Annotated in this window: 3 protein-coding genes (1 of these 3 running past the window's edge); all 3 read left to right on the plus strand. The window is 65.9% G+C overall.

The window, feature by feature from the left end:
• Tightly spaced (each overlapping or abutting the next), the 3 genes in view from ACN0SO_RS05975 to ACN0SO_RS05985 form a layout consistent with a single transcriptional unit that may run on beyond the window.
• Complete coding sequence (locus ACN0SO_RS05975) at window positions 1-20,805, plus strand: SDR family NAD(P)-dependent oxidoreductase (RefSeq protein ID WP_417675559.1); 20,805 nt, start codon at window positions 1-3, stop codon at window positions 20,803-20,805.
• Window positions 20,802-22,136, plus strand: coding sequence for a flavin-containing monooxygenase (locus ACN0SO_RS05980; protein ID WP_417675561.1), 1,335 nt, complete (start codon window positions 20,802-20,804; stop codon window positions 22,134-22,136). Before ACN0SO_RS05975 ends, ACN0SO_RS05980 begins: the two co-directional genes overlap by 4 nt.
• A protein-coding gene (locus ACN0SO_RS05985; protein ID WP_417675563.1) for an amino acid adenylation domain-containing protein crosses the window boundary here: on the plus strand, window positions 22,133-24,552 show its start. The gene runs 18,172 nt beyond the window's last position; 2,420 of the gene's 20,592 nt are visible here — the first part of the coding sequence; its start codon is at window positions 22,133-22,135; its stop codon lies beyond the right edge, outside the window. Before ACN0SO_RS05980 ends, ACN0SO_RS05985 begins: the two co-directional genes overlap by 4 nt.

Below are 24,552 nucleotides of genomic sequence, written 5' to 3' on the forward strand. Positions count from 1 at the left end.
ATGACCAAGGGAGGAACGCGGGAACCTGTTGCCATCATCGGCGTCGGTATGCGTCTGCCCGGCGCCGACGGTCTCGACGCATTCTGGGGCCATCTGGCCGCCGAACGCTCCCTGATTTCCGAAGTGCCGGCCGAGCGCTGGGATGCCGAAGCCCTGATGGGCGACCCGGCCAGGGGCAACAGGACCAACAGCATCTGGGGCGGCTTCGTCGACGATGCCGACTGCTTCGACGCGGGCTTCTTCGGCATTTCCCCGCGCGAGGCGGCCTGGATGGATCCCCAGCAGCGGTTCGCGCTGGAAATGGCCTGGCATGCCATAGAGGATGCCGGATACCGGACCTCCGATCTCGCCGGCAGCCGGACCGGCGTCTACATGGGCGTGTGCCATTGGGACTACGCCGAGCTTCTGGAAAAGCATCTGGCACAGGTCGACGCTTATACGCCGACGGGCATCGCCTTTTCGATCATCGCCAACCGGGTGTCCCATTTCTTCGATTTTCAGGGCCCGAGCATCACCAATGACACGGCCTGCGCCGCGTCGATGACCTCGCTCTACGAGGCGGTGAGGGCGCTGCAGGACGGGACCTGCGACCTGGCGCTGGCCGGCGGGGTCAATCTGATCTGGTCGCCCAACCATTTCGTCGCTTTCTCCAAGGCGGGCATGCTGTCGAAGGACGGCAAGGGCAAGGCGTTCGATGACGCCGCCGACGGCTACGTCCGCGGCGAAGGCGGCGCCGTCCTGCTGCTGAAACCCCTGTCGCGCGCGCAGGCGGACGGCGACCCGATCCATGCCATCATTCGCGGTATCGGCATCAATCACGGCGGCCGCACCAACTCGCTGACGGTGACCAATCCGGTCGCCCAGGCGAAGCTGATTACCGAAGTGCACCGGGAAGCGGGCGTGAGCCCGGATAGCATCGATTACGTCGAGGCCCATGGCCCGGGAACCCCGCTCGGCGACCCGATCGAGATTTCCGGCCTGAAGCAGGCTTTCGCTACCTTGGCTGAGGAAAACGGCGTCGCCTACAAGGGCGAGAGCTGTGGCATCGGCTCGGTCAAGACCAACATCGGCCATCTGGAAGGCGCGGCCGGTGTGGCCGGCATCGTCAAGGTTCTGGCGGCCCTGAAACACAATCGCTTGCCTGCCAATGTGGGCTTCGGAGAGCTGAACCGGCTGATCGACCTGTCCGGGACGCCGTTCCGCATCCAGTCGGAAACGACCGAGTGGCGGCACCGGGACGGTCATCCGAGGCGGGCCTGCGTCAGTTCCTTCGGTTTCGGCGGCAGCAACGGCCACGTCGTACTGGAGGAGCCGCCGATCCGGAAGCCCGTCGCGGCCGACGGGGAAAAGTCCCTCCAGGTGGTTCCCCTGTCTGCGGCGAACGAGGCGCGTCTGTCCGAATATGCAGCCACGCTCCTGCGTTTCGTCGAACAGGCCGATGGGGACAACATCTCTCTGGCCGATCTCGCCCGCACCTGTCAGGCCGCGCGCGAACCGCTCGAGGCCCGCTGTGCCTTCGTGGTCCAGACCCTCGAAGGCCTCGCCGACGCACTACGCGCCTGTCTGATCGGCGACAGCCTTACCGGTTGTCTTTTCCCGATAGGCATTGACGATACCGATAGTCATAAGCCGGCTAAGGAAGCGAATCTCGCCCGCCGCTGGATCACCGGCGAAGACGTCGACTGGCCGACCGGCGGCAAGGCCGAAGGAAGCCGGATCCATGCTCCGGTTTATCCTTTCGAGCGGGAACGTCACTGGATGGATCTGTCGCTCGGGGCCAAGGACCAGGAGCCGGTTCCCCATCCGCTCCTGCACCGGAACACATCCCGGTTTGACGGCTGCAGCTTCAAGACCCGCCTGACCGGCGACGAATTCGTTCTCTACGATCACCATGTCGGCGACAACCAGGTGCTGCCCGGCGTGGCTTGCCTGGAAATGGCGCGCGCGGCGGCCGATGTCACCGGCGGCCTGCAATCGCCCGCCTTTGCGATCGACGATGTGGTCTGGAGCAAGCCGATCCGGATAATAGACCGGCGCGCGGTCAACGTTGAAACCAGGTTGCAGCGCCGCGAGCCTGACCGGGTCGGATTCTCGATCCGGACGGCTGACGAACCTGGCGACCGGGCATCCAATGTGCCGAACGCACAAGGGACACTCTTCGCCTTGCCGGAAGCTCCGGCAACGTCTGTGAACCTGGACGAGCTGAAAGCCCGCATGTCCGGACGGGTGGAGCCGCAGACCTGTTACGACCGGCTTCGGACCAGCGGTGTCGATCACGGGCCTTCCTTCCGCGCGTTGGCGCAGGTCCATCGCGGTGAAGGCGAGGCCTTGGCCAAGTTGAAATTGCCGCGCCGCCTGCTTGCCTCGCTGGACGCCATGCCGCTGCATCCGGTGCTGCTCGACGCGGCCATTCAAGCCTGGGTCGCGGTCGGCGACGACACGCCGTCCGGCGCGGCCGTGCCCTTCTCCTGCCGGCACATCGAAGTCCTTGGCGCCTGCGAGCCAGTCATGTGGGCGCATGTGCGCCTGACCTCGGGTGCAGCCCCGGATGCGCCGATGCGCCATCTCGATATCGACCTCTACGACAGGCACGGTATCAAAAAGGCCGCCTTTCACGATCTCGCCTTACGGGTTTTGAAGCCGGGTGTAGACGTCGCGGTCGAAACGACGGAGGACGGTGCAGAGCCGTCCATGTCTTTGGTCGTCACCGACGGCGAATGGCAGGAAGCGCCGCTTCAACTCAAGGCCGGCGACGCAACCGGGCAAACCCGCATCCTGCTCGCAGGTGCGTCTGCCGAAACCGCGGCGATCCTCGGCGAGCGCACCGGCTGGAGTGTCGACCTTCTCCCGGATGTTTCGGAAAGCGGGATCGCCGAGGCTGCGGAAACCCTGTTCATCGCTGTCCACGGAATCGTCGCCGATATCCTGCGCTCGCGCCCTGCAGAACCCGTGCGTATTCTCGTTATGGCAACGGACATGGTTCCGGTTCCCGCCATTGCGCCTCTTGCCGGGCTTTTAAAAACAGCGGCAATCGAGAATCCGAAAATCAGCGGCCGGGTCATCACGCTGGCCGGCGACGGCTCAGCGGACCGGCTGAGCTCCATCGCCCTGGCCGAAGCCCGCGCAAGCGACACGCTGACCGAACTGCGCTACAGCACGGCCGGCATGCGTCAGGCCTGGATGCCCGTTTCGCAAACGTCCTTGGCCGAACCGGAACCCTTCGCCATCGATCCGGACGGCGTCTACTGGATAACCGGCGGTCTGGGCGGCCTCGGCCTGATCTTCGCCGACTGGCTGGTCGCCAAAGGAGCGCGCAAACTGGTGCTGACCGGGCGGCGGGAGACCCCGGACCGTGACGGGCAGATCCGGCTGGAAGCCTTGCGCGGAAAAGGCGCGGATGTCGCCTACCTCGCCTGCGACATCGCAAAGCCGGAAGAGGTGGAAGACGCCGCCCGGATCACACGGGACCAGGGGCCGCTGATGGGCATCATCCATACGGCGGGCGTTCTGGACGACGGCTATATCCTGACCCAGGAGGCGGTAAAGGCGGCCGGCGTGTTCGCGCCGAAGGTCGCCGGTACGGTCAATCTGGACCGGGCGACGCAGGACCTGCCGCTCGACTTCTTCGTGCTGTGCTCGTCGATCGCCTCTGTCTTCGGCAACGCCGGGCAGGGCGCCTATGCCGCCGCCAATGCCTTCATGGATGCCTTTGCCGAAATCCGCAGCGCGGAGGTCGCCGCGGGCAAGCGCAAGGGCAGGACGATCGCCGTCGCCTGGCCGCTGTGGAGCGAAGGCGGCATGTCGGTCGACATGGCGACGCTCGAGGCCATGAAACGCCGCCTCGGCCTGACGCCGCTGCCGACCGAGGCGGGGCTCGCAGCACTGGAGACCGTTCTCACCGGCAACGGCTCGCCGCGCAGCACCGTGCTGCACGGCGATCTGGACCGGATCGACGAGGTGCTCGCCGGATTTGGGCAAAGCCCAGACGTTGAAGAGGCGGACGCTCCACAGGATCGGGTCGCCGAACCGGCCAAAGCTGCCGCGATCGACGATGCCGCGCTGAGGCGAAAGACCGTCGGCTACGTCCGCGATATCCTGGCCGATGTTCTGGAGATGGATGCCGCCCGCATCCGCGCCAACCGCAAGCTGGAGGAATACGGACTCGACTCCATCGCCATCGTCGAGAGCACCAACCGGCTGGAGGAGGCGCTCGGGCCGCTATCGAAGACCCTGTTCTTCGAATATGTCGATCTCGAAGGCGTGGCGGAACATCTGGTCGCCGAACACAGGCCGGCGCTTCTGAGCCTCTTTGCCGAGGACGAGCCTGCCGCTGTTGCAGAGGAAACATCTCCGCCCCCGGTCCAAAAGGCCGCTGCCATGGAAGCCCGCCCGGCGGACGTGGTGGTGTCCGCGCCGGTGCGGGAAGAAAGCAGCCAACGGCCTGCCGAACCGGCACGGGACGACCGGCACGACATTGCCATCGTCGGCCTGTCGCTTCATGTCTCGAAGGCCGACGATCAGGACGCCTTCTGGAAAATGCTGTCGGAGGGGATCGACGGCTTCGAACCGGTCCCGGCCGAGCGCTGGGACAATAGCGCGCTGCATCACGGCGAACGGGACGTGCTCGGCAAGACCGTGGTCAAGACCGGCGCCTTCCTGAACGATATCGACAAGTTCGACCCACGCTATTTCCGCATCTCCCAGGCCGAAGCCGAACTGATGTCGCCGGAGGTGCGGCTGTTCCTGCAGGCAAGCGTCGAGGCCTTCGAGGACGCCGGCTATTCCCGCGAGACCATGGCCCGGCGCTATGGCGGCGACGTGGCGGTGATCGTCGGCTCGATGACCAACGAGTACGACCTCTACGGCTTCCAGAACATGTTGATGCGCGGCTCGCTGGCAAGCGGCAGCTACACCGGCACCGTGCCGAACATGGTCTCCTATTATTACGGCTTCACCGGCCCGTCCTATTTCCTCGACACCATGTGCTCCGCCGCTTCCACCTGTGTGCATGAAGCGGTGCACATGCTGCGCGCGGGCCGCTGCAAAATGGCCCTTGCCGGCGGGGTCAGCCTGCTTCTTCATCCGCAGAAACTGATCGCCACCTCCCAGGAGCATTTCACCACCAAGTCCGCCGATGTCATCCGCGGCTACGGTCTCGGTGCGGAAGGCACGATCCTGGGTGAGGGCGTTGGCGCCCTGGTGCTGAAGCCGCTCGTCGATGCGGAGCGCGATGGCGACCACATCTACGGCGTGATCACCGGATCGGGCATCAGCAACGCGGGCGTACGCAACGGCTTCACCGTGCCCAATCCGAACCAGCAGGCGGTCGCCATCGAGCGGGCGCTGGACGATGCGGGCATCAGCCCGAAGACCATCGGCTATATCGAGGGCCACGGCTCCGGCACCGCGCTGGGCGACCCGATCGAGGTCAAGGCTCTGACCCAGGTGTTCCGCAAGCACACCGACGCTGTGCAGACCTGCCCGATCGGAACGGTCAAGAGCAATGTGGCCCATCTGCTTGGCGCTTCGGGTCTGGCCGGCATCGTCAAGGTGCTCGCCCAGTTGAAGCACGGCCAGCTTGCCCCGTCGCTCCATGCCGAAACGCTCAATCCGGATATCCCGTTCGCGACCTCGCCCTTCTATGTCCAGCGCGAGCTGTCCCCCTGGACACGGCTGAAGGACGAGGCCGGTCGGGAGTTGCCGCGGCGCGCCGGCGTGACCTCCATCGGCGCCGGGGGCATGAACTCCCATATCATCATAGAGGAATACCGGGCGCTCGCCCGTCCTGCCGAGCGGAAGGAACCAGAACTGCTGGTGTTCTCCGCACTCACCCCCGACCGTCTGCGCGCGGTTCTGCAAAGGTTCAGTGCGCATCTGCAAGGACATCCGGACGACCGGCTTGCCGACATCGCTTACACGCTCCAGACCGGCCGGAACGAACTCACCTGCCGACTGGCGCTGGTCGCTGGGGACAGGCAGGCGGCGCTTGCCGCCATCGACGCTTTCCTGACGAGCGGCGAATGCGCGCCGGGCATGGTCTACGTGCCTTCGATCCTGGACTGCGATCCGCCGGAGGATCGCGATGCGCTGCTTGCCGATTGCGAAGCCCGTCGCCTGGAGCCGGTCGCCTCCGCCTGGTGCGCCGGTGCATCGGTCGACTGGGATGTGGTCAACAAGGGCCGCGACCTGCGCCGGGTGTCGCTGCCCGCCTATCCGTTCGAGAAGATCCGCTGCTGGTACCAGGAGGAACCGGACGCACCATCGGTGGTCAATCCGATCGGCGCCCGCTCGAAACTCCATCCCTTCATCGGCCTCAACCGCTCCGATGTGACCGGCCTGCGCTACACCACGGCGATCCACCTGACGGAACTGCGCGACTACGTCTACACCACTGGCGGACGGGAAACCGTTCTGCCGACCGTGGCCGCCGAAATCGTCGCCGCCGCCGCGCGTGTTGCAGGCGTGGCGGTGCATCCCGTCGTCGGAGATTTGCAGATTGCCGCAAGCCCCGACTGGCCGGAGGTCCGGGAACTCGAAATCGCGGTGGAGCCGGGAGCGTCAGGCAGCGCCGTTCGCGTTGAGATTGTCTCGCAGGTTGATGAACGGACGCCGTGGCTCGGGGCAACCGTCGTCGAAGCGGCGGGACGGGCAGAGCGGATCATCGATCCGGACGCCTTGCGTCGCGAGGCTAGGGAGGTTCTGGACAGCAAGGCCGTCTACGAAACTTTGAAAGCCCGGCGGCTTGCCTTCGGGCCCTATCTGGAAAGCATCGATCAGGCTCGGCGTCTGGCCGATGGCGGAGTTCTGTGCAGCCTGCGTTCCGATCCGCCGCAGCAGGATTTCTTCAAGAAAAATACCCTCTGTTCAGCACCGGCGTTGGGCGCGGCATACGAAGCCCTGCTGCTCGCGGCCCCGGATCTTGCCGACCACACGATCCACGCCATCCAAAGCGCGGAGCTTGCGAATGGCGACATATCAGACGTCCTTTGCCGGCCTGAGGCAGACGGCCGGTTCAGCCTGAAGTTCCTCGACAGCGCCGGCCGGATCGTGGCGGACATGTCTGGTGTTGCGTTTGGCGGGCAGGCTATTGCGCGACCCGCCGAATCTCGTGCCGACGACACGTCGGCCTCTCATGACCTGTCCGCGCAGCTCCAACAGGACCTCCGCGAAATGGCGGCGACGATCCTGAAATTCTCCCCGTCCGATCTGGGCGCGCGCGAAGCCTTCCACGACCTCGGCTTCGATTCCATTTCGCTGACCCGCTACGCCAACGACATCAGCGCAGCCTTCGGCATCGACCTGTCGCCGGCGATCTTTTTCGAATGCGAGCATATCGAGGCCCTGGCCGAGCATCTAGTGAAACGCCACGGTGTCGTACCGGAGGCGCCAAAGACAGAGGCCGCTCCGTCTCCGGCAATACCGGCTCAGGCTGCGGCGAATGTGGTGTCCTCGCCACTTCAGCCTGCCCCCGTCGAAGCTCCGGCGCCAAAGCGAAGCGGCGGTCCCGCAGACGACCGGATCGCAATCATCGGCATGGCCGGACGGTTCCCGCAAAGCCCCGACGTGGAGAGCTTCTTCGACAATCTGCTCGCCGGACGGGACCTGACCTCCGACCTGCCGCTGGAGCGCTACTCGCCGGCCTATGTCGAGCGCCTCCGCAAGGCCGGGTTTACCGGCCACGGCGGTTTCCTGGAGGATGTCGACCGGTTCGATGCCGCCTTCTTCAAGGTCTCGCCGGTCGAGGCGGAGCGAATGGACCCGCAGCAGCGCCTGCTGCTGGAAACCTCCTGGCGCGCGCTGGAGGATGCCGGCTACACACCGGAGGAGCTGCCGCGGAGGACCGGCGTCTTCGTCGGCATCACCTCGCTCGATTATGCCGAACTGTGGCGTGCCGAAGGACTGGCGGCGGATGGGTATGTCGCCACCGGCAATTCGCTCGCCATGGCCGCGAACCGCCTGTCGCACCAGTTCAATCTCAACGGCCCGAGCCAGGCGATAGACACCGCCTGTTCCAGCTCGCTGGTCGCCCTCCTGCGCGCCCGCGACGCGCTGCGCGCCGGCCAGTGTTCGGCGGCCCTGGTCGGCGGCGTCAACCTGTGCCTGTCGCTGGATGGTTTCGAGGGGCCTCATCAGGCAGGCATGCTGTCGCCGACCGGCCATTGTCACACCTTCGGCGATGCAGCCGACGGCTATGCCCGCGGCGAAGGCGTGGCGGTTCTGCTCTTGAAGCGCCTGGCGGACGCGGAACGCGACGGCGACCGGATCCTGGGCGTGATCGCAGGCGGTGCGGAAAACCACGGCGGCCGCTCCGGCGCGCTGACCGCGCCCAATGCCAAGGCCCAGGCGCAACTGATCGTCGATGCCATGAGCGGCATCGACCCAAGCACGGTCAGCTATATCGAGGCCCATGGTACGGGCACCGAACTGGGCGATCCGGTCGAAATCAACGGCCTGCGCCGGGCCTATGCGGAATTGACTGGATCCGAACGGGTGTCCGCGCCGACCATCGGGCTTGGCACCGTCAAGTCCAGCATCGGCCATCTGGAGGCTGCTGCCGGGCTGGCCGGTGTCATCAAGATCCTGATGGCCATGCGCCGCAACGAACTGCCGCCGACCCTGAACAGCATACCGCTCAATCCGCATATCGATCTGGACGGCAGTCCGTTCCGGGTCGTGACCGCACGCGAACCCTGGCCGGCGGGTAATGCGGCAGCCCCGCGCCGCGCGGGCGTCAGCAGCTTCGGCTTCGGCGGCACCAACGCCCATGTGGTCCTGGAAAGCTACGATGCACCCAGCGGCCGGTCCCGGCACCCGCTTGCGCCGCACGGCTGCGCACCGACCCGATTCTGGCTGCCGACCGTCAAACCGGCGCAGATCGAACGGGACAGGATGCTATTCGCAATGGACTGGGTTCCGGCTGAAGCAAGCGGTTCGCCCTTTGCCGGACGCCGGCTTGCCGTCGGCTGCGGCGTGCGGATTGCCGAAGGTCAGGACGCGGAGATCGTCCACCTCACTCCGACAGGGCATGGGATCGGCGAGCGCTATTCGGATGCGGCCCGCCAGCTTATGGAACTGCTGCAAGGGGAAATGGCGTCCGCGAACCGCGACGACCTTCTGATCCAGCTCGCCGTTCCCGCAGACGGCGACGGCGCGCTTTATGCCGGCCTGTTCGGCATGCTGATGACTGCCTCACAGGAAGAGCCGCGCATCAAAATTCAGATGCTCGAGGTTCCGTCAGCCGCTGCCGCAGAAACTGTGGCGGAATGGCTGTTGGCCGAAACCGGGGCGCCGGGCGGGACCCACAGCCGCTATGAGAACGGACAACGTTTTATCCGCACCTGGCGGGAACTGCCTGACAGCGCGCCACAACACCGCTGGCGCGACGGCGGTGTCTATCTGATCGCCGGCGGCATGGGCGGCCTTGGCCGTCTCGTCGCCGAGGATATCGCCCGGACCGCAAAGAGCGCCGTTCTTGTGCTGAGCGGGTCGAAACCGATGGATGGCGACCGGTCTGAGTTTCTGAAGAGCCTGCCCGCCCTCGGAGCGGTGACCGCCTATCGTCAGGTCGACATGGGTGATGCGGCGGCGGTCAAGGCATTGGTCAGACACATCGTCGAAGTGCATGGCGGTCTCAACGGCGTGATCCATTGTGCAGGCACCCTGCGGGACGGTTTTTTAGCCGGCAAAACGAATGCGGATTTGCAGGCGGTGCTCGCACCGAAGGTTGCCGGCGCGCTCGCCCTGCGCGAGGCCTGTGCGGGGCTCGAGCTCGAAGACTTCGTCCTGTTCTCCTCCCTTGCCGGACCGTTCGGCAATCCGGGGCAGGCCGACTATGCGGCAGCCAACGGCTTTCTCGACGCCCTGGCCCGAACCTCCGGCGGCACCATCAAAGCCGTCAACTGGCCGCTTTGGCAAGACGGTGGCATGCGTGTCGACGCGGCAACCGAAGAGGCGCTTTTCCGCAGGATGGGTCAGCGACCGTTGAAGACCGCGGCCGGTCTTGAGGCGCTGCATCTGTGCCTTGGTGCTCGCGCCTCGCAGATTGCCGTGGTCGCGGGCGAGGAAACCCGGATCCGGAATTTCTTTGCATCAAGGCAGGCGGAGACTGCCAAGAACCCGCAGGTCCAGCCTTCGTCGATCGAGACAGCAAACGTAACGGTTCCTTCCGCAGCACTCACAGCCCGGACCCGGTCGAAGCTGAGCGGGTTGTTCGCCCGCATCAGCGGCTTGGCCGCAGAAGCCATCGACCCGCAGGCGCCGCTGGAAGACTACGGCATCGATTCCCTGATGATCACCCGGCTCAACAACGAGCTGGGCGACATTTTCCAGGATCTGCCCAAGACCCTGTTCTTTCGCCATCGCACCCTTGCGGCCGTGAGCGATTACCTGGTCGAGACCCAGCCGTCGGCTTGCTTGGAGTGGACCGGGGTATCCGAAACCGCTGCCGCGCCGGTCGAACAAAAGCTCGCTCCAGCCTCCGTCGTCGGTGCGCCAGCACAACAATCCCCGCACCCGGCACAGGACGAACCCATCGCCATCATCGGTATCAGCGGTACCTACCCGGACGCGCCGGATCTCGATGCCTTCTGGGACAACCTGCTCGCCGGCCATGATGCGGTCCGCGAGATCCCGGAAGACCGCTGGTCTCTGGACGGTTTCTTAGAACCGGATCCGGACGAGGCGGTGGCGCAGGGCAAGAGCTACTCCAAGTGGGGCGCGTTCCTGGACGGCTTTGCCGAGTTCGATCCCCTGTTCTTCAAGCTGTCGCCAAGGGACGCGGCGGCAATGGATCCGCAGGAACGGCTGTTCCTGACAAGCGCCTGGCAGGCGCTGGAAGATGCCGGCTATACCCGCGACCGCCTCAAGGCAGCCGCGGGAACTGAGCACGGCGGTGCGCGGGTCGGCGTCTTTGCCGGGGTCACCAAGACAGGCTACGCGCTCTATGGTCCGTTCATGACCGAGGGCGGCGCGCGGGCACGGCCGTCGACCTCATTCGCCGGCATGGCCAACCGGGTGTCCCATATCCTCGATTTGTCCGGCCCGAGCATGCCCGTCGACACCATGTGTTCCTCGTCGCTGACGGCGATCCACGAGGCCTGCGAGCATCTGCGTGCCGGAAGCTGCACCATGGCGATTGCCGGCGGCGTCAATCTCTATCTGCATCCGGCAAACTATGCGGAGCTGAGCGCGGCCCATATGCTGAGCCCGTCCGGCCAATGCCGCAGCTTCGGCGAGGGGGCTGACGGCTTCGTGCCCGGCGAAGGCGTCGGCTGTGTCCTGCTCAAACCGCTGTCGCGCGCGGTTGCCGACGGCGACCGGATCCATGCGCTGATCAGGGCCAGCGCGGTCAATCACGGCGGGCGCACAAATGGTTATACGGTGCCCAGTCCGGCGGCCCAGCGGGACGTGGTGCGCGCGGCCCTCGACCGTGCCGGTCTGAGCGCCCGCGACCTCGGCTGCATCGAGGCCCACGGTACGGGCACCGATCTCGGCGATCCGATCGAGGTCGATGGCCTGACCCAGGCCTTTGCGGCCGATACGACCGACACCGGCTTCTGCGCGCTCGGCTCGGTGAAATCCTCGATTGGCCATCTGGAAGCGGCCGCCGGCATCGCCGGGCTGACCAAGGCCGTCCTGCAGATGAAACATCGCATGCTGGTGCCGAGCCTGCATGCGGAACGGACAAATCCGAATATCGATCTGTCGAAATCCCCGTTCACCCTGCAACGCGACGCGGCCCCGTGGGTCTCTGCCGAACCGCGCCGGGCGGGGATATCGTCCTTCGGCGCCGGCGGCGCCAATGCGCATGTGATCGTGGAGGAATGGAACGAGCCGGAGGCCGGTGGCAAGACCGGCGCGACCGGAACCGGACCGCAAGCGATCATCTTGTCGGCCCGCGATGGTGATCGCCTCAAGGACGCTGCCGAACGGCTGCTGGCCTATCTGCGCAAGACCGGAACGGCGGAGCAGACGGACCGCGCGCCGGATCTTTCCGCAGTCACGACGGACCTGTGCACGAAGCTCGGAAACCTATTGGATGTCGATCCCGCCGACATCGATCCGGAAGAAAGTTTCGACGCGCTCGGGGTCGACGCGTCTCACGCCTCAGCCCTGACAAGATGGATCGGCAGTTCGTTTGGGTCTTCGCTGAGCCTTTCCGATATCGAGCTGGCCGGCTCGGTCAAGGGACTGGCGTCGCTTCTCTGTTCGCACGGCGGACAGGGCGCACTGCCGACTGGTGCGCTTGATCTCGCCGACATCGCCTACACGCTTCAGGTCGGCCGCGAGGCGATGGACTGCCGGCTCGGCATTCTTGCAAGCGACACGGGCGAGTTGGCGGATATCCTGCAAGCCTGGATTGCCGGTCAGGACCGGGACCTGCCGGTCTTCGTCAGTCAGCCCCATGGCAAACGCGGCGTGCTGTCTTCCTTAAGCGACGACGAGGTCATCGCCGAAGTCGTCGCCAGGGCTTGGGAGACGAACCGTCTCGAAACCGTGCTCCGGCTCTGGGTCGAAGGTGTCGACATTGCCTGGTACGCGCTGCCACGTAAGCAACCTGCGCAGATCGGTTCTCTGCCTACCTATCCGTTCGAGCGGACCCGGTATTGGATCCCGGCCGACCTGCGCGGCGGGCTCCGGACCAATGCAGAAAGCACAGGACTCCGGCAAGCGGTCGAGACCCCTGCCGGCGATCCCGCGTTGTTGGCCGAACAGAACACGCTGGAAACGGCGGTCGCCCGTGTCCTTCGGGCGGTTCTGAGCGAGATCCCGGAGACCGAGGTCATCTCGACCTTCTGGCCGTGGCTGGAAGCGGCGAAGGCGCTGCTCGGCACGCAAGACCGCGACTACGCCGTGACGAGCGAAGGAGCCGGGGCAGCGTGGCAGGCGCAAAAACAGGCCGGCCGTTCGCTGGCGCAGATGGAGCTTGCGGAAACAGCGCTCAAGGCCTTGCCGGAGATCCTGACCGGCCGCCGCCGCGCGACGGACGTGCTCTTCCCCGACGGCCGCCAGACGCTGGTCGAGGCGGTCTACAAGGAAAATGCCGTTGCCGCCCGCTTCAGCCGGACCGTGGCGGAAGCCGCGGCACAGGTCGTCGCTGACTGGAAGCCGGCACACGACAAGCTGCGCATTCTGGAAATCGGCGCCGGCACCGGCGGCACCAGCGAGCCGGTCTTCGAGGCGTTGCGCGCTCATGCCGGCCGGATCGACGAATACGCCTATACGGACGTTTCGCGGGCCTTCCTGATCCATGCGGAACGTTCATACGCCGACAAAATACCCGGCCTGACGACCGCGCTGTTCGATGTCGAAAAGCCGCTCGCGGACCAGAAGATCGAGCCGAGCCGCTATGATCTGGTCATCGCCGCCAACGTCCTGCATGCGACCGCGGACATCGGGCGGACGCTGGCGCGGGTGCGCGAGACCATGGCACCGGGCGGCATCTTGCTGATGAACGAGACCAGCAAGCCGACCCTCTTTACCCATGTGACCTTCGGCCTGCTGGAAGGCTGGTGGCGGTTCACCGATCCGGACCGCCGCATCCCGGGAACACCGTCACTGACGCCGGCAAGCTGGCGCGGCGTGCTCGAACAGACCGGCTTCGCCTGGGTCGCGGGCTCGTCCGGACCGGAACTGGCGCTCGGCCAGCAGATCATCGCCGCGCGCGCCGCAGGCCCTGCGGTAACGGAAGCGGTTTCGCCCATGACAGAGGCGGTCAAGGCGGCCGCGAATGATGCGGGCCCGGTTGTCACCGAAGTGCCGGCCCGTCCGTCTTCGGATACGCCCCTTCGCACGATCCTGCTGACAGCCCTTGCCGAAACGCTCAATGTCCCGCCGTCGGCCATCGACGTGGAGCGAAGCTTTGCCGATTACGGGCTGGATTCGATCCTTGGCGCCGAACTCGTCCATCGCCTGCGCAAGGCGCTTGGCATCGATCTCGACCAGACCGCCCTGTTCGATTTCACCAATGTCGTCCGGCTGGAAGGCTACCTGTCGGCTGAATTCCCCCAAGCTGTTTCCGGTGTGCAGGTCACACCGGAGGAACCGCCGACCGCGCCGCCAAAGACATCGTCCGAACCGCGCCCGCAGCCGCAGCCTTCCCGCCATGGCAACCGCCGCGAACCCATCGCCATCGTCGGCGCCAGCGGCCGTTTCGCCAAATCGGAAACCATCGATGAACTCTGGGCCCATCTGGCGGCAGGCGACGATCTGGTGGAGCCGGTCAGCCGGTTCGACCTGGCGCCGTTCTATGAAGATGCGGAACCGGGCAGCTATGGCCGCCATGGCAGTTTCCTGGACGGCATCGACCGGTTCGATCCGGTCTTCTTCGGGATCTCCGGCCTCGAGGCCACCTACATGGACCCGCAGCAGCGGCTGTTCCTGGAGGAGGCCTGGAAGACGCTGGAAAATGCCGGCCATGCGGGAGACGACATGATCGGCCGCCGCTGCGGCGTCTTCGTCGGCTGCGCCCATGGCGACTATCAGGACCTCTTCACCGAACAGCCGCCGGGCCAGGCCTTCTGGGGCAACACCACCTCGCTGATCCCGGCGCGGATATCCTACTGGCTGGATCTGAAAGGCCCGGCCGTCGCGGTCGATACCGCCTGTTCCAGTTCCCTCGTCGCACTGCATCTGGCCTGCCAGGCGATCCGCAACGGCGAGTGCGTGATGGCGCTCGCAGGCGGCGTCTTCGTGCAGTGTTCGCCGCGGTTCTTCCGCTATGCCAATGCGGCGCAGATGCTGTCGCCCTCCGGTCATTGCGCCGCCTTTGGTGCGGATGCCGACGGTATCGTGCCCGGCGAGGCGGTGGGCGCCGTGCTGCTCCGGCCGCTGGCCGATGCCCTTGCCGACGGCGACACCGTGCTCGGGGTAGTTGCCGCCTCCGGCACCAATCAGGACGGCACCACCAACGGCATCACCGCGCCAAGTGCGGCCTCGCAGGAGCGCCTGATTCGGCAGGTCTATGACGACTTCGGCGTCGACCCGGCAAGCATCGACTATGTCGAGGCCCACGGCACCGGCACGGTGCTCGGCGATCCGATCGAACATGCCGCGCTTGTCCGCGCCTTTGCGGACGCGGATCTGAACGGACATGAGATTTTCCTCGGCTCGGTGAAGTCGAACATCGGCCATGCCACCACGGCGGCGGGCATCGCCGGTCTCGCCAAGGTGCTTTCGAGCCTGAACCATGAAACCATCCCGCCGACGCTGCATTTTGCCGGCGGCAATCCGGCCATCGACTTCACCAAGGGCCCGTTCCGGGTCAATGACGCCCCGGTTTCATGGCCGGCCCGGCCTGACACCAGGCGGCGGGCGGCGATCAGCTCCTTCGGCTTCAGCGGCACCAATGCCCATGTCGTCATCGAGGAAGCGCCGGAGACAGTGTCCGTTCGCGAACCGGCACGCGGCCAGTTGTTCGTCCTTTCGGCCCGCACGCCGGAGCAACTGAAGACCCAGGCCGACCATCTCTTGGCTCATCTGGAGGCAAATCCCGAGCTGCTGCCGGAAGATGTTGCCTTCACGCTGATCGCGGGCCGCCGGGCCTTCGCGCATCGGCTTGCCCTGGTTGCCGGGGATCTGCGCGCGTTGATCACGGGTCTGAAGGCCTGGCTTTCGGGTGAAACGGGTTCCGGGGTCGAAACGGGTGAAGCCGGTCCGTCGGTCGAAGCGGCCGGACGGCAAATTTCCGAAGCTGTGACCGTCGCCGACGAAGGCCAAAGAGCGGACCAGCTGCGCGCCCTTGGCCGCAAATTCCTGGCGGGCGGTCGTCTCGATCTACGGGATCTTATCTCCGAACCCCGCCGCCGTGTGCCTCTGCCGACCTATCCCTTTGCCGGCAAGAGCTATTGGGTGGGCGCAACAAAACCGATCGTGGATCAGCGCCTCGAACCTAAGCCCGAAACCCTGGCTCCCGTTGCGCCGCAGGATGTTCGCACCGCACCGCGTGTGCGTCTTTCTGCCCCTGCTGCCATGGCCGCTGCCGTCACTTCGGACGACGTGGTGCGGTCGCCGAGGGTGACCCTGCCGCCCATCGGAAGGGCCGAGACACCGGCGGAGCCCGCCGGCGATGTGACACGCGGTACGGACCGGGATGGTGTCCGGCGTTTGGACCTCACCGGAGCGTGGGGCAAGCCGCTAGCATCCAGGCTCACGGAAGAACTGGAAGCGGCTAGCCGGGACGAAACCGTTCGCGCGGTCGTCCTGACCGGCGATACGCCGTGGCAGGCCGATGGGCGGACCGTCGAAGGTTTTGACCCGGAAGCGATCCTGAACTGTGCCGTTCCCGTCATCGCCTCCGTTCGCTCGAAGGCATCGGGGCAGGCGGCAGCAACGGCGCTGTTGTCCGATTTCCTGGTGACGGCCGAAGCAACGCATTTCGAGGATGTGCCTGCATCCGCATCAGAACTCGCCGGGGTCCTCCGTGACCGCCGCCTGGGCAAAGACCGGGACGGCATCCTGCGTGTCCCGGTGGGCCAGGAAGACGAAGCGGCCCTGCGCCTTGCCGGGGAAATCGCAAACGGACCGCGCGAGGCGCTTGGTCTCCTGAAAACACACATGCGCCGCGAGTTGCCGGTCCTGCTCGCCGATCTGCCGAAAAAAGAACTGCAGCTGGATTTTGCCGGCGGACCTCAGCCCTTTGCCGGAACTTCGCGAAAGGTCCCGCTCAAGACCGGCGTCATGGAGCTTGAACTCTTCGACGACGGCGTCGTGCTTCTCAGGATGATCGAGCGCGACGGCCGCAACATGTTCACTCCCGCCTTCATGGACGGGCTGGAGGAAGCCTTCGCGAGGATCGCGGGACTGCCGGAGGCGAAGGTCATCGTTCTGACCGGTCACGACACCTGGTTTGCCTGCGGTGGCACGGCGGACGGCCTGGCCGATCTGCAGCAGGGCGGCAGCCGGTTTACCGACCGGCGCATCTACTCGCTGCCGCTTGAATGCGGCCTGCCGGTGATTGCCGCCATGCAGGGCCACGGCATCGGCGCCGGCTGGTCGCTCGGCATGTATTGCGACCGCGCCATCTTTGCCGCCGAGGGCATCTATCACAGCAATTATCTCTGGTACGGGTTCACGCCGGGTGCCGGTGCGACCCTGATCTTCCCCCATCGGCTCGGCGACGATCTCGGCCGGGAGGTGCTGTTCACCGCCCGCGAATACCGGGGCCGGGAGCTTGGCGAACGCTCGGAGCGCATAACGGTCAGGCCTGCGCGGGAGGTTCTCGGAACGGCCCTGCGCGCGGCCCACGCCCTGGCCCGCCGACCTCGTGCCGAGCTCCTGGCATTGAAGGCGGACCTCGCCGCGCCGCTGCGGGCCAAACTTGACGCTGTCCTTCAGCGGGAACTGGCGATGCACGAGACAACCTTCATCGGAAACGACAGCGTCCGTGCCCGCATCGCGGAGAAATTCGGGGAGGCCGATCGGATGACGGAAACCACCGGACCTGCGAAGGCGCCTGCCATCGATGCTTCTGCCCTGCGCGCGGACCTCATCGCGTCCCTTGCCGAAGACCTGATGATCGATGTCGCCGACATCCGCGACGGCGACAGCTTCCTCGACCTCGGCCTGGATTCCATTCTCGCCGTAACCTGGATCCGCAAGCTCAACACGACCTACGGCATCGAGCTGCCTGCGACCGCCGTCTACGCCCACCCGACTGTCGGCGCCCTTATTGCCCATGTGGCGGAGCTCGTTGGAGAGCGGCCTGTTGCGGAAACGGCCGCGCCCGCACCGGTGCAGTCCGAGCCGGTTCAAGCGTTGGCCCTGCCGAGAGTAGCCGCCACCAGCGACCATCGCCAGAAGTTGCGCGAAGAGATCGTGTCCTCCCTCGCCGAGGACCTGATGATCGAGACGAGTGAGATTGCCGACGGCTCCGGTTTCCTGGATCTCGGTCTCGATTCCATCCTGGCGCTGACCTGGATCCGGAAACTCAACACCCGCTACGGCATCGACCTGCCTGCCACCGCCGTCTATGCCCATCCCACCGTCGGCGGCCTGGTGGATCATGTCGCGACGCTGGTGCCGGCGGCGGCAGCGCCAGCGATAGAGGCCGAGCCTGTTGCCGCCGAAGCCGTTCAAAGCCCGGCGGCCGTTCCGGCCGTTTCGGCCACAGCCTCGACCCAACCAGCGGAAGACCGCCGCCCGTCCACGGACGCCATCGCCATCATCGGCGCGTCCGGCAAGTTCCCCAAGGCGCGGGACCTTGGCGAATTCTGGGAGAACATCCGCTCCGGCCGCGACTGTATCGACGAGGTGCCGCCCTCCCGGTGGGATATCGACAAGTACTACGATCCGGACCCGCAGGCGCCGAGCAAGAGCTATTGCAAGTGGATGGGCGCGCTCGACGGCGCCGGGGAGTTCGACGCCCGGTTCTTCAACATCACGCCGCTCGAGGCGGAGCTGATGGATCCGCAGCAGCGCCTGTTCCTGGAGACCGCGTGGCATGCCATCGAGGATGCCGCGATCGATCCGGCAAGCCTTTCCGGCAGCCGTTGCGGCGTCTATGTGTCCTCCGGCCCGAGCGGCTACGAGGACCTGATCAGCGAGCGCAACACCTACAGCCTGCTCGGCAGCTCCGGCTCGATCCTGGCGGCGCGCATCTCCTATTTGCTCGACCTGCGCGGCCCCTGTCTTTCCATCGATACAGCCTGTTCCAGTTCGCTCGTCGCCCTGGCCGAGGCCTGCGAAAGCCTTGTGTCCGGAGCCTGCGACATGGCGCTCGCCGGCGGGGCCTGTGTGCTGGTGGGACCGAACATGTTCATCGACACCGCCAAGGTCAGCATGCTTTCCGCCGACGGCCGCTGCTTCTCCTTCGACGAACGGGCCAACGGTTTCGTACCGGGTGAAGGCGTCGGTGCGGTCCTTTTGAAGCGCCTGGCCGATGCGGAGCGGGACGGGGATCCGATCCACGCGGTGATCAGGGGCTGGGGCGTCAACCAGGACGGCCGCACCAACGGCATCACCGCGCCGAACCCGAAGGCCCAGACCGCCCTTCTGAAAGACGTCTACGAACGCTTCGGGATCGACCCGGCGACCATTGGCCTGATCGAATGCCACGGCACCGGAACCCCGCTCGGCGATCCGATCGAGGTCGAGGGTCTGACCGATGCCTTCGAGGGCGTTCCGGCGGGCGACCGCTGCGCCATCGGCTCGGTGAAGAGCAACATCGGCCACCTGCTAGCCTCCGCCGGCATCGCCGGTGTGCTGAAGGCCATGCTGGCGCTGGAACACCGGCAGGTGCCGCCGTCGATAAACGTGGAAACCCTGAACAGCCATATTCCGTTCGAGCGCACGCCCTTTGCCGTCAGCCGATCCCTGCGTGACTGGGACGGACTTTCCGGTACCCCGCGCCGCGCCGGTGTCAGCGCCTTCGGCTTCAGCGGCACCAATGCCCATGTGGTTCTGGAGGAATATGGGACGGAACCGGTCGCGGCAGATCATGGCACGCCGAAGATCTTCGTCCTGTCGGCCCGCAACCGGGATCGCCTGACCGACTATGCCGGCGACATGGAGCGGTTCATCACCGCCAGACCGGATCTGGATCTGGATGCGCTGGCGCACACGCTGCAGACCGGCCGCTCGCAGTTCAGCGAGCGTCTGGCCTTCACATTCACCGGCCGCGACGACCTCCTGCGCAAGCTGGCGTCGGTCGTTGCCGGCACGCCGCTCGAGGGAGTGTACCTGTCTGGTGGCGATGCGGACGCCGCCGCGCTTTTCGGCTCGGACGACGATGCCAGGGCGCTCGTTGAAAAGTGGCTCCGGTCAGGAGAGGCGACCGGCCTCAACAAGGTGGCAGAACTCTGGGCCAAGGGGCTGGTGGTCGACTGGCCGGAGAATTCCGCAGCCGGGCTGCATCTGCCCGGCTATCCGTTCGAGAGGACCAGTTATTGGGTGGAACCGGCCGAAGACGCGGAGCCGTCCGGCGGTACTGAACTTCGCCCGGTGCAAGGCCCCCTTCTGGGCAAGGCGCCGCAGGAAGGCGAGATCGGCCAGGTCGCGGTGCGCATCAACGGCGACGAGCCGTTCCTGACGACCCACACAAGTGGGACGGAGCGGCTGATGGCGGGGCTGTTCCTGCCCGAGATCGCGCGTAATGCACTGGAGCGTCTCTCCGGCAAGCCCGTGCGCAACCTGCAGCATCTTCTCTGGGGCAGACCGGTGCCGGTCAACGGCAAGCCGCGCGACCTCACGGTGATCGGCCTATCCGACAGCGAAGGCCTGCTTTACCAAGTTGAAGCCGACGGCGAGGAGGGACGGCCCTGGCACCTCGGTACCGTCGGAGCAGAGCCCGACAGCCTTGGCGAGCGCAAGTCCCTTGAGGTTGCCAGTCCGCTTCCGGGTGTGGACATTACGCCAGCGTTCCGGGACTTCGCTGAGCTCTGTGCGATCCATTCCGGTCCACCGTCTGCCGAAATGGCGACGGTGAGCGAAGTGCGCCGTGAGGGAGATGCCCTGCTGGCACGGCTGGTCCTGCCGCGCGGATCGGCGGACGACCGGCAGGGCCTGCTGTTCGACCCGTTCGTGCTGGATGCGGTCTGGCGGCTGCTGACGTTCCGCGTCGGCGGATGGGTCGCGGATGCGGGGGCGGGCAATGCGCTCGCCTTCCCGCTGAGTATCGAGCGAATGACCGGCTTTTCCTCGCTCGAGGATAAGGTGATTGTCAGGATCGATGGCGGGTCTGATTCTGTAGGCCTCAGGGTGGAACTCTATGGTGCCGACGGCCGGGAGTGTCTGCGCCTGGAAGGGGTCAGGTTGACGAGACTGGAGCAAAGCACGGACATTCGGATCGGGGAGGAGGCGCAGCCATGAGCAGCTTGCCGCAGAAGGTGGCGATTATCGGCGGCGGCCCGACCGGCATCGGCGTGGCGCGCGAACTGATCGAAGGCGGCATCACGGTCGACCTCTACGAGGCGGAGTCCGATTTCGGCGGCGTGTGGAACGGCGATGCGCCTTGCGGGCGGGCCTACGAATCCCTCCACCTGATCTCGCCGAAGTTCAACACCCAGGTTCCCGATTTCCCGATGCCGGAGGACTATCCGGCCTATCCGAACCACCGTCAGATGCTGGCCTATATCCGCTCCTACGCGAAGGCCTTCGGGGTCTACGAGCGGGCGCATTTCAACGCAGGCGTCGAGACGCTGACACCGGAAGGCGACGGCTGGCGGCTGAAAACCAGTGCCGGGGACAACGAGGTCTATCCGCTGGTGATCGTCTGCAACGGCCTGCAGCGGGTGCCGCGCTATCCCGAACCGCCCTATCCGGGGAAGTTCGATGGCGAGGTCATGCATGTTCGTGACTACAAGTCGGCGGAGCAGCTCAAGGGCAAGCGCGTGCTGGTGGTCGGTGGCGGCAATTCCGGCTGCGATATCGCAGTCGATGCGATCCGCACGGCGGCTTCCGTCCTGCACAGCACAAGGCGCGGCTACTATTACCAGCCGAAATTCATCGACGGAAAGCCGACCCCGCAATGGATGATGGAGCTTGGCAACAAGTTCGCCACCAAGGAGGAAACCCTCGCCTATATCGAGGAGGTGTTCCGGCTCGCCGGCTATGACGGCGCCGATTACGGCCTGCCGCGCCCGGACTATCCGCTCGACGGCGCGCACCCGGTGATGAACTCGCTGCTGCTCTATCACATCGGTCACGGCGATATCACGCCGAAGGGCGATATTGCCGGCTTTGAGGGCAAGACGGTGCGGTTCAAGGACGGAAGTACGGCCGAGGTCGATCTGGTGCTTTATGCGACCGGCTACAGCCGCGACTTTCCCTTCCTCGACAGGACCCTGCTGGAATGGAAGGGCGATATTCCCGACCTCTTCCTGCATTCCACGCCGCGCAACCTCGACAACATCCTCTTCATGGGCTTCATCAACGCCGCCGGCGGCCTGGGTGACGGCCTGAAGACCCAGGGGCTGTTCGTCCTGAACTACGCACGGGCGCTCTTCGGCAAGACCCGGGGGCTGCAGCGCTTCCTCGCCGCCAAGAAGGCCGACACTCCGGATCTCGGCCAGACCTATTTCATCGACAGCTACCGCCACCAGTGGGAAGCCGATCTCTGGAAGCTGCTTGGCCACATGCGCCGCTACCGGGACATGCTCGCCGACACCGCACCTGCGCAACAGGAGGAGCCGGCCGAATGAGCTCTGGCCCCCGCGACGACCTGCGCGCCCGCATGGCGCAGCTTCTCGACCGGGAACTGGTCGAGCGGGCCCGCGCGCATCTGTCGGCGCAGGCGCAGCAGGCGGGGGCACAGGCAACGCCGGAAGAACCGAAAACGGAATTGAGCACGCAGGACCGCTTGGCCCGCGACGTCTGGCAGATCGCCGCAAAAGCCCTGCGCATGCCGGAGGATCAACTCGACCCTGAGGAGAACCTCGCCAATCTCGGCATCGATTCCATCGCCATCACCGAGGTGATGGTGCAGATTTCCCGTCACTTCGGCATATCCGTCGCCCCGACGACCTTTTTCGAGGCCAGGCATCTCGACGATCTGAGCGCGATCCTGTTCGACCGCCATGGCAAGGCCATTGCCGGACATTACGACCGGCTGGCTGCAGAAGAGGCTCCGGAACCGGCGCCGGTTGAAGCCGCAAGCGGTCCGACCGAAACCGGGGGACAGGAAGAAAGCTGGACCGCCCGCCATCGGGCCGCTGCCCTCCGGCGCCCGGCGAAGGCTTCATCGGTCAAACCGGTCACAAGCACTGAGCCAAAGTTTTCCGATGAGCCCGGTAAAGCCGTGCCGATCGCCATCCTGTCGATGGAAGGCATGTTCCCGCAAAGCCCGGACCTGGAAACCTTCGAGGCCCATCTGGCGGCGGGCGACGACTGCATCGAGGAAGTCCCGGCCGACCGTTGGGACTGGCGCGCGGTCTTCGGTGACCCGAAGAAGGGCGCCTTCACGGATGTGAAATACGGCGGCTTCGTGCCGCAGGTCGACCGGTTCGACGCCGCCTTTTTCAACATCTCGCCGCGCGAAGCGGAGTTGATGGATCCGCAGCATCGCCTGTTCATGGAGTGCGTCTGGAGCCTGGTCGAAAAGGGCGGCTACGCGCCCGGTTCGCTCGCCGGTAAAAACATCGGCCTGTTCCTCGGCATCAACCTGCTCGACTATACGGACATGGTGAACCGGGCCGGCATCATGGAGGCCCAGCAGCTGACCGGCCTCGGTCATGCCTTCTGTCCGAACCGCCTGTCCTTCCTGCTCGACATTCACGGGCCGAGCGAGGTGATCGACACCGCCTGTTCCAGTTCGCTGGTGGCGATCCACCGGGCGGTGATGAGCATCCGCCACGAAGGCTGCGAGATGGCCATTGCCGGCGGGTCGAACCTGATGCTGTCGCCGACCCAGCATATCATGTTCTCCAAGGTCGGCATGATCGCTCCGGACGGCCGCTGCAAGACATTCTCGAAAGACGCCAACGGTTATGCCCGCGCCGACGGGGTCGGTGCCGTGCTGCTCAAGCGGCTAGATCTCGCGGAGCGGGACGGCGATCCAATCCTCGGCGTGATCCGTGGGTCTGTGGAACACCACGGCGGCGGCGCCACCTCGCTGACCGCTCCGAACCCGAAGGCCCAGGCGCGCCTGATCGTCGAGGCACACCGGCAGGCCGGCACCGATCCGCGCAGCATCGGCCTGATCGAATGTCACGGCACCGGCACACCGCTGGGCGATCCAATCGAGATCGAGGGGCTGAAACTCGCCTTCGACGATCTTTACCGCGACCGCGATCTGGAATCGCCCGGGGAACCGTCAATCGGCCTCGGCTCGGTCAAATCCAACATCGGTCACGCGGAAACGGCGGCAGGCGTCGCGGGCCTGATCAAGGTGCTGCTCGCGATGAAGAGCGGTACCCGCTACCGGACCCTCCATTGCGCCGAGCCCAACCCGCTGCTGGAACTCGCCGGCAGCCCATTCCATCTGCTCCAGCAGGCAACGCCCTGGCAGCGGCCGGTGGTCGATGGCTCCGAACACCCCCGTCGGGCCGGTCTCAGTTCCTTCGGCGCCGGCGGCGCCAATGTGCATCTGGTGATCGAAGAATACCGGCAGGCGCGGAAGAGCGACGCTGTCGTTCCGGACCATCCTGTGGTCGTGCCCGTGTCGGCGAAGGCCGACGAAGCTCTCAGGGATGCAGTCGCCCGCTTGCGGAAAGCCGCCGCCACGGCCGATCTCGCCGAACTGGCCTATACGCTGCAGGTCGGCCGGGACGCCATGCGCTGCCGGGCGGCTTTCGTTGCCAGGGACGGGGATGATCTTCTGCGCAAGTTGGATGCATTCCTTGCTGGCGACAGGGCCGTTGCCGCCACCGGCGAGATCCCGCCGGGCCGCCGGGAGAAGTCGGACACGCTCGATCCTTCGGCCAAGGCCGCCGCTGCCGTTGCCGAGCACTGGGCCGGAGGCGGCCACGTCGACTGGCTCAGGCTTTACGGCGACAACCGCCCGCATCGCATCGCCCTGCCGGGCTATGCCTTCCAGCGCAAACGTTTCTGGCTGCCGGAAGAGGCAAAGCCGGTACAGGCGCAGACGGCCTTGGTACCATCACCTGAGGATGAAGGCCG

This window comes from Roseibium sp. (genome assembly GCF_048260565.1).
GTDB lineage: Bacteria > Pseudomonadota > Alphaproteobacteria > Rhizobiales > Stappiaceae > Roseibium.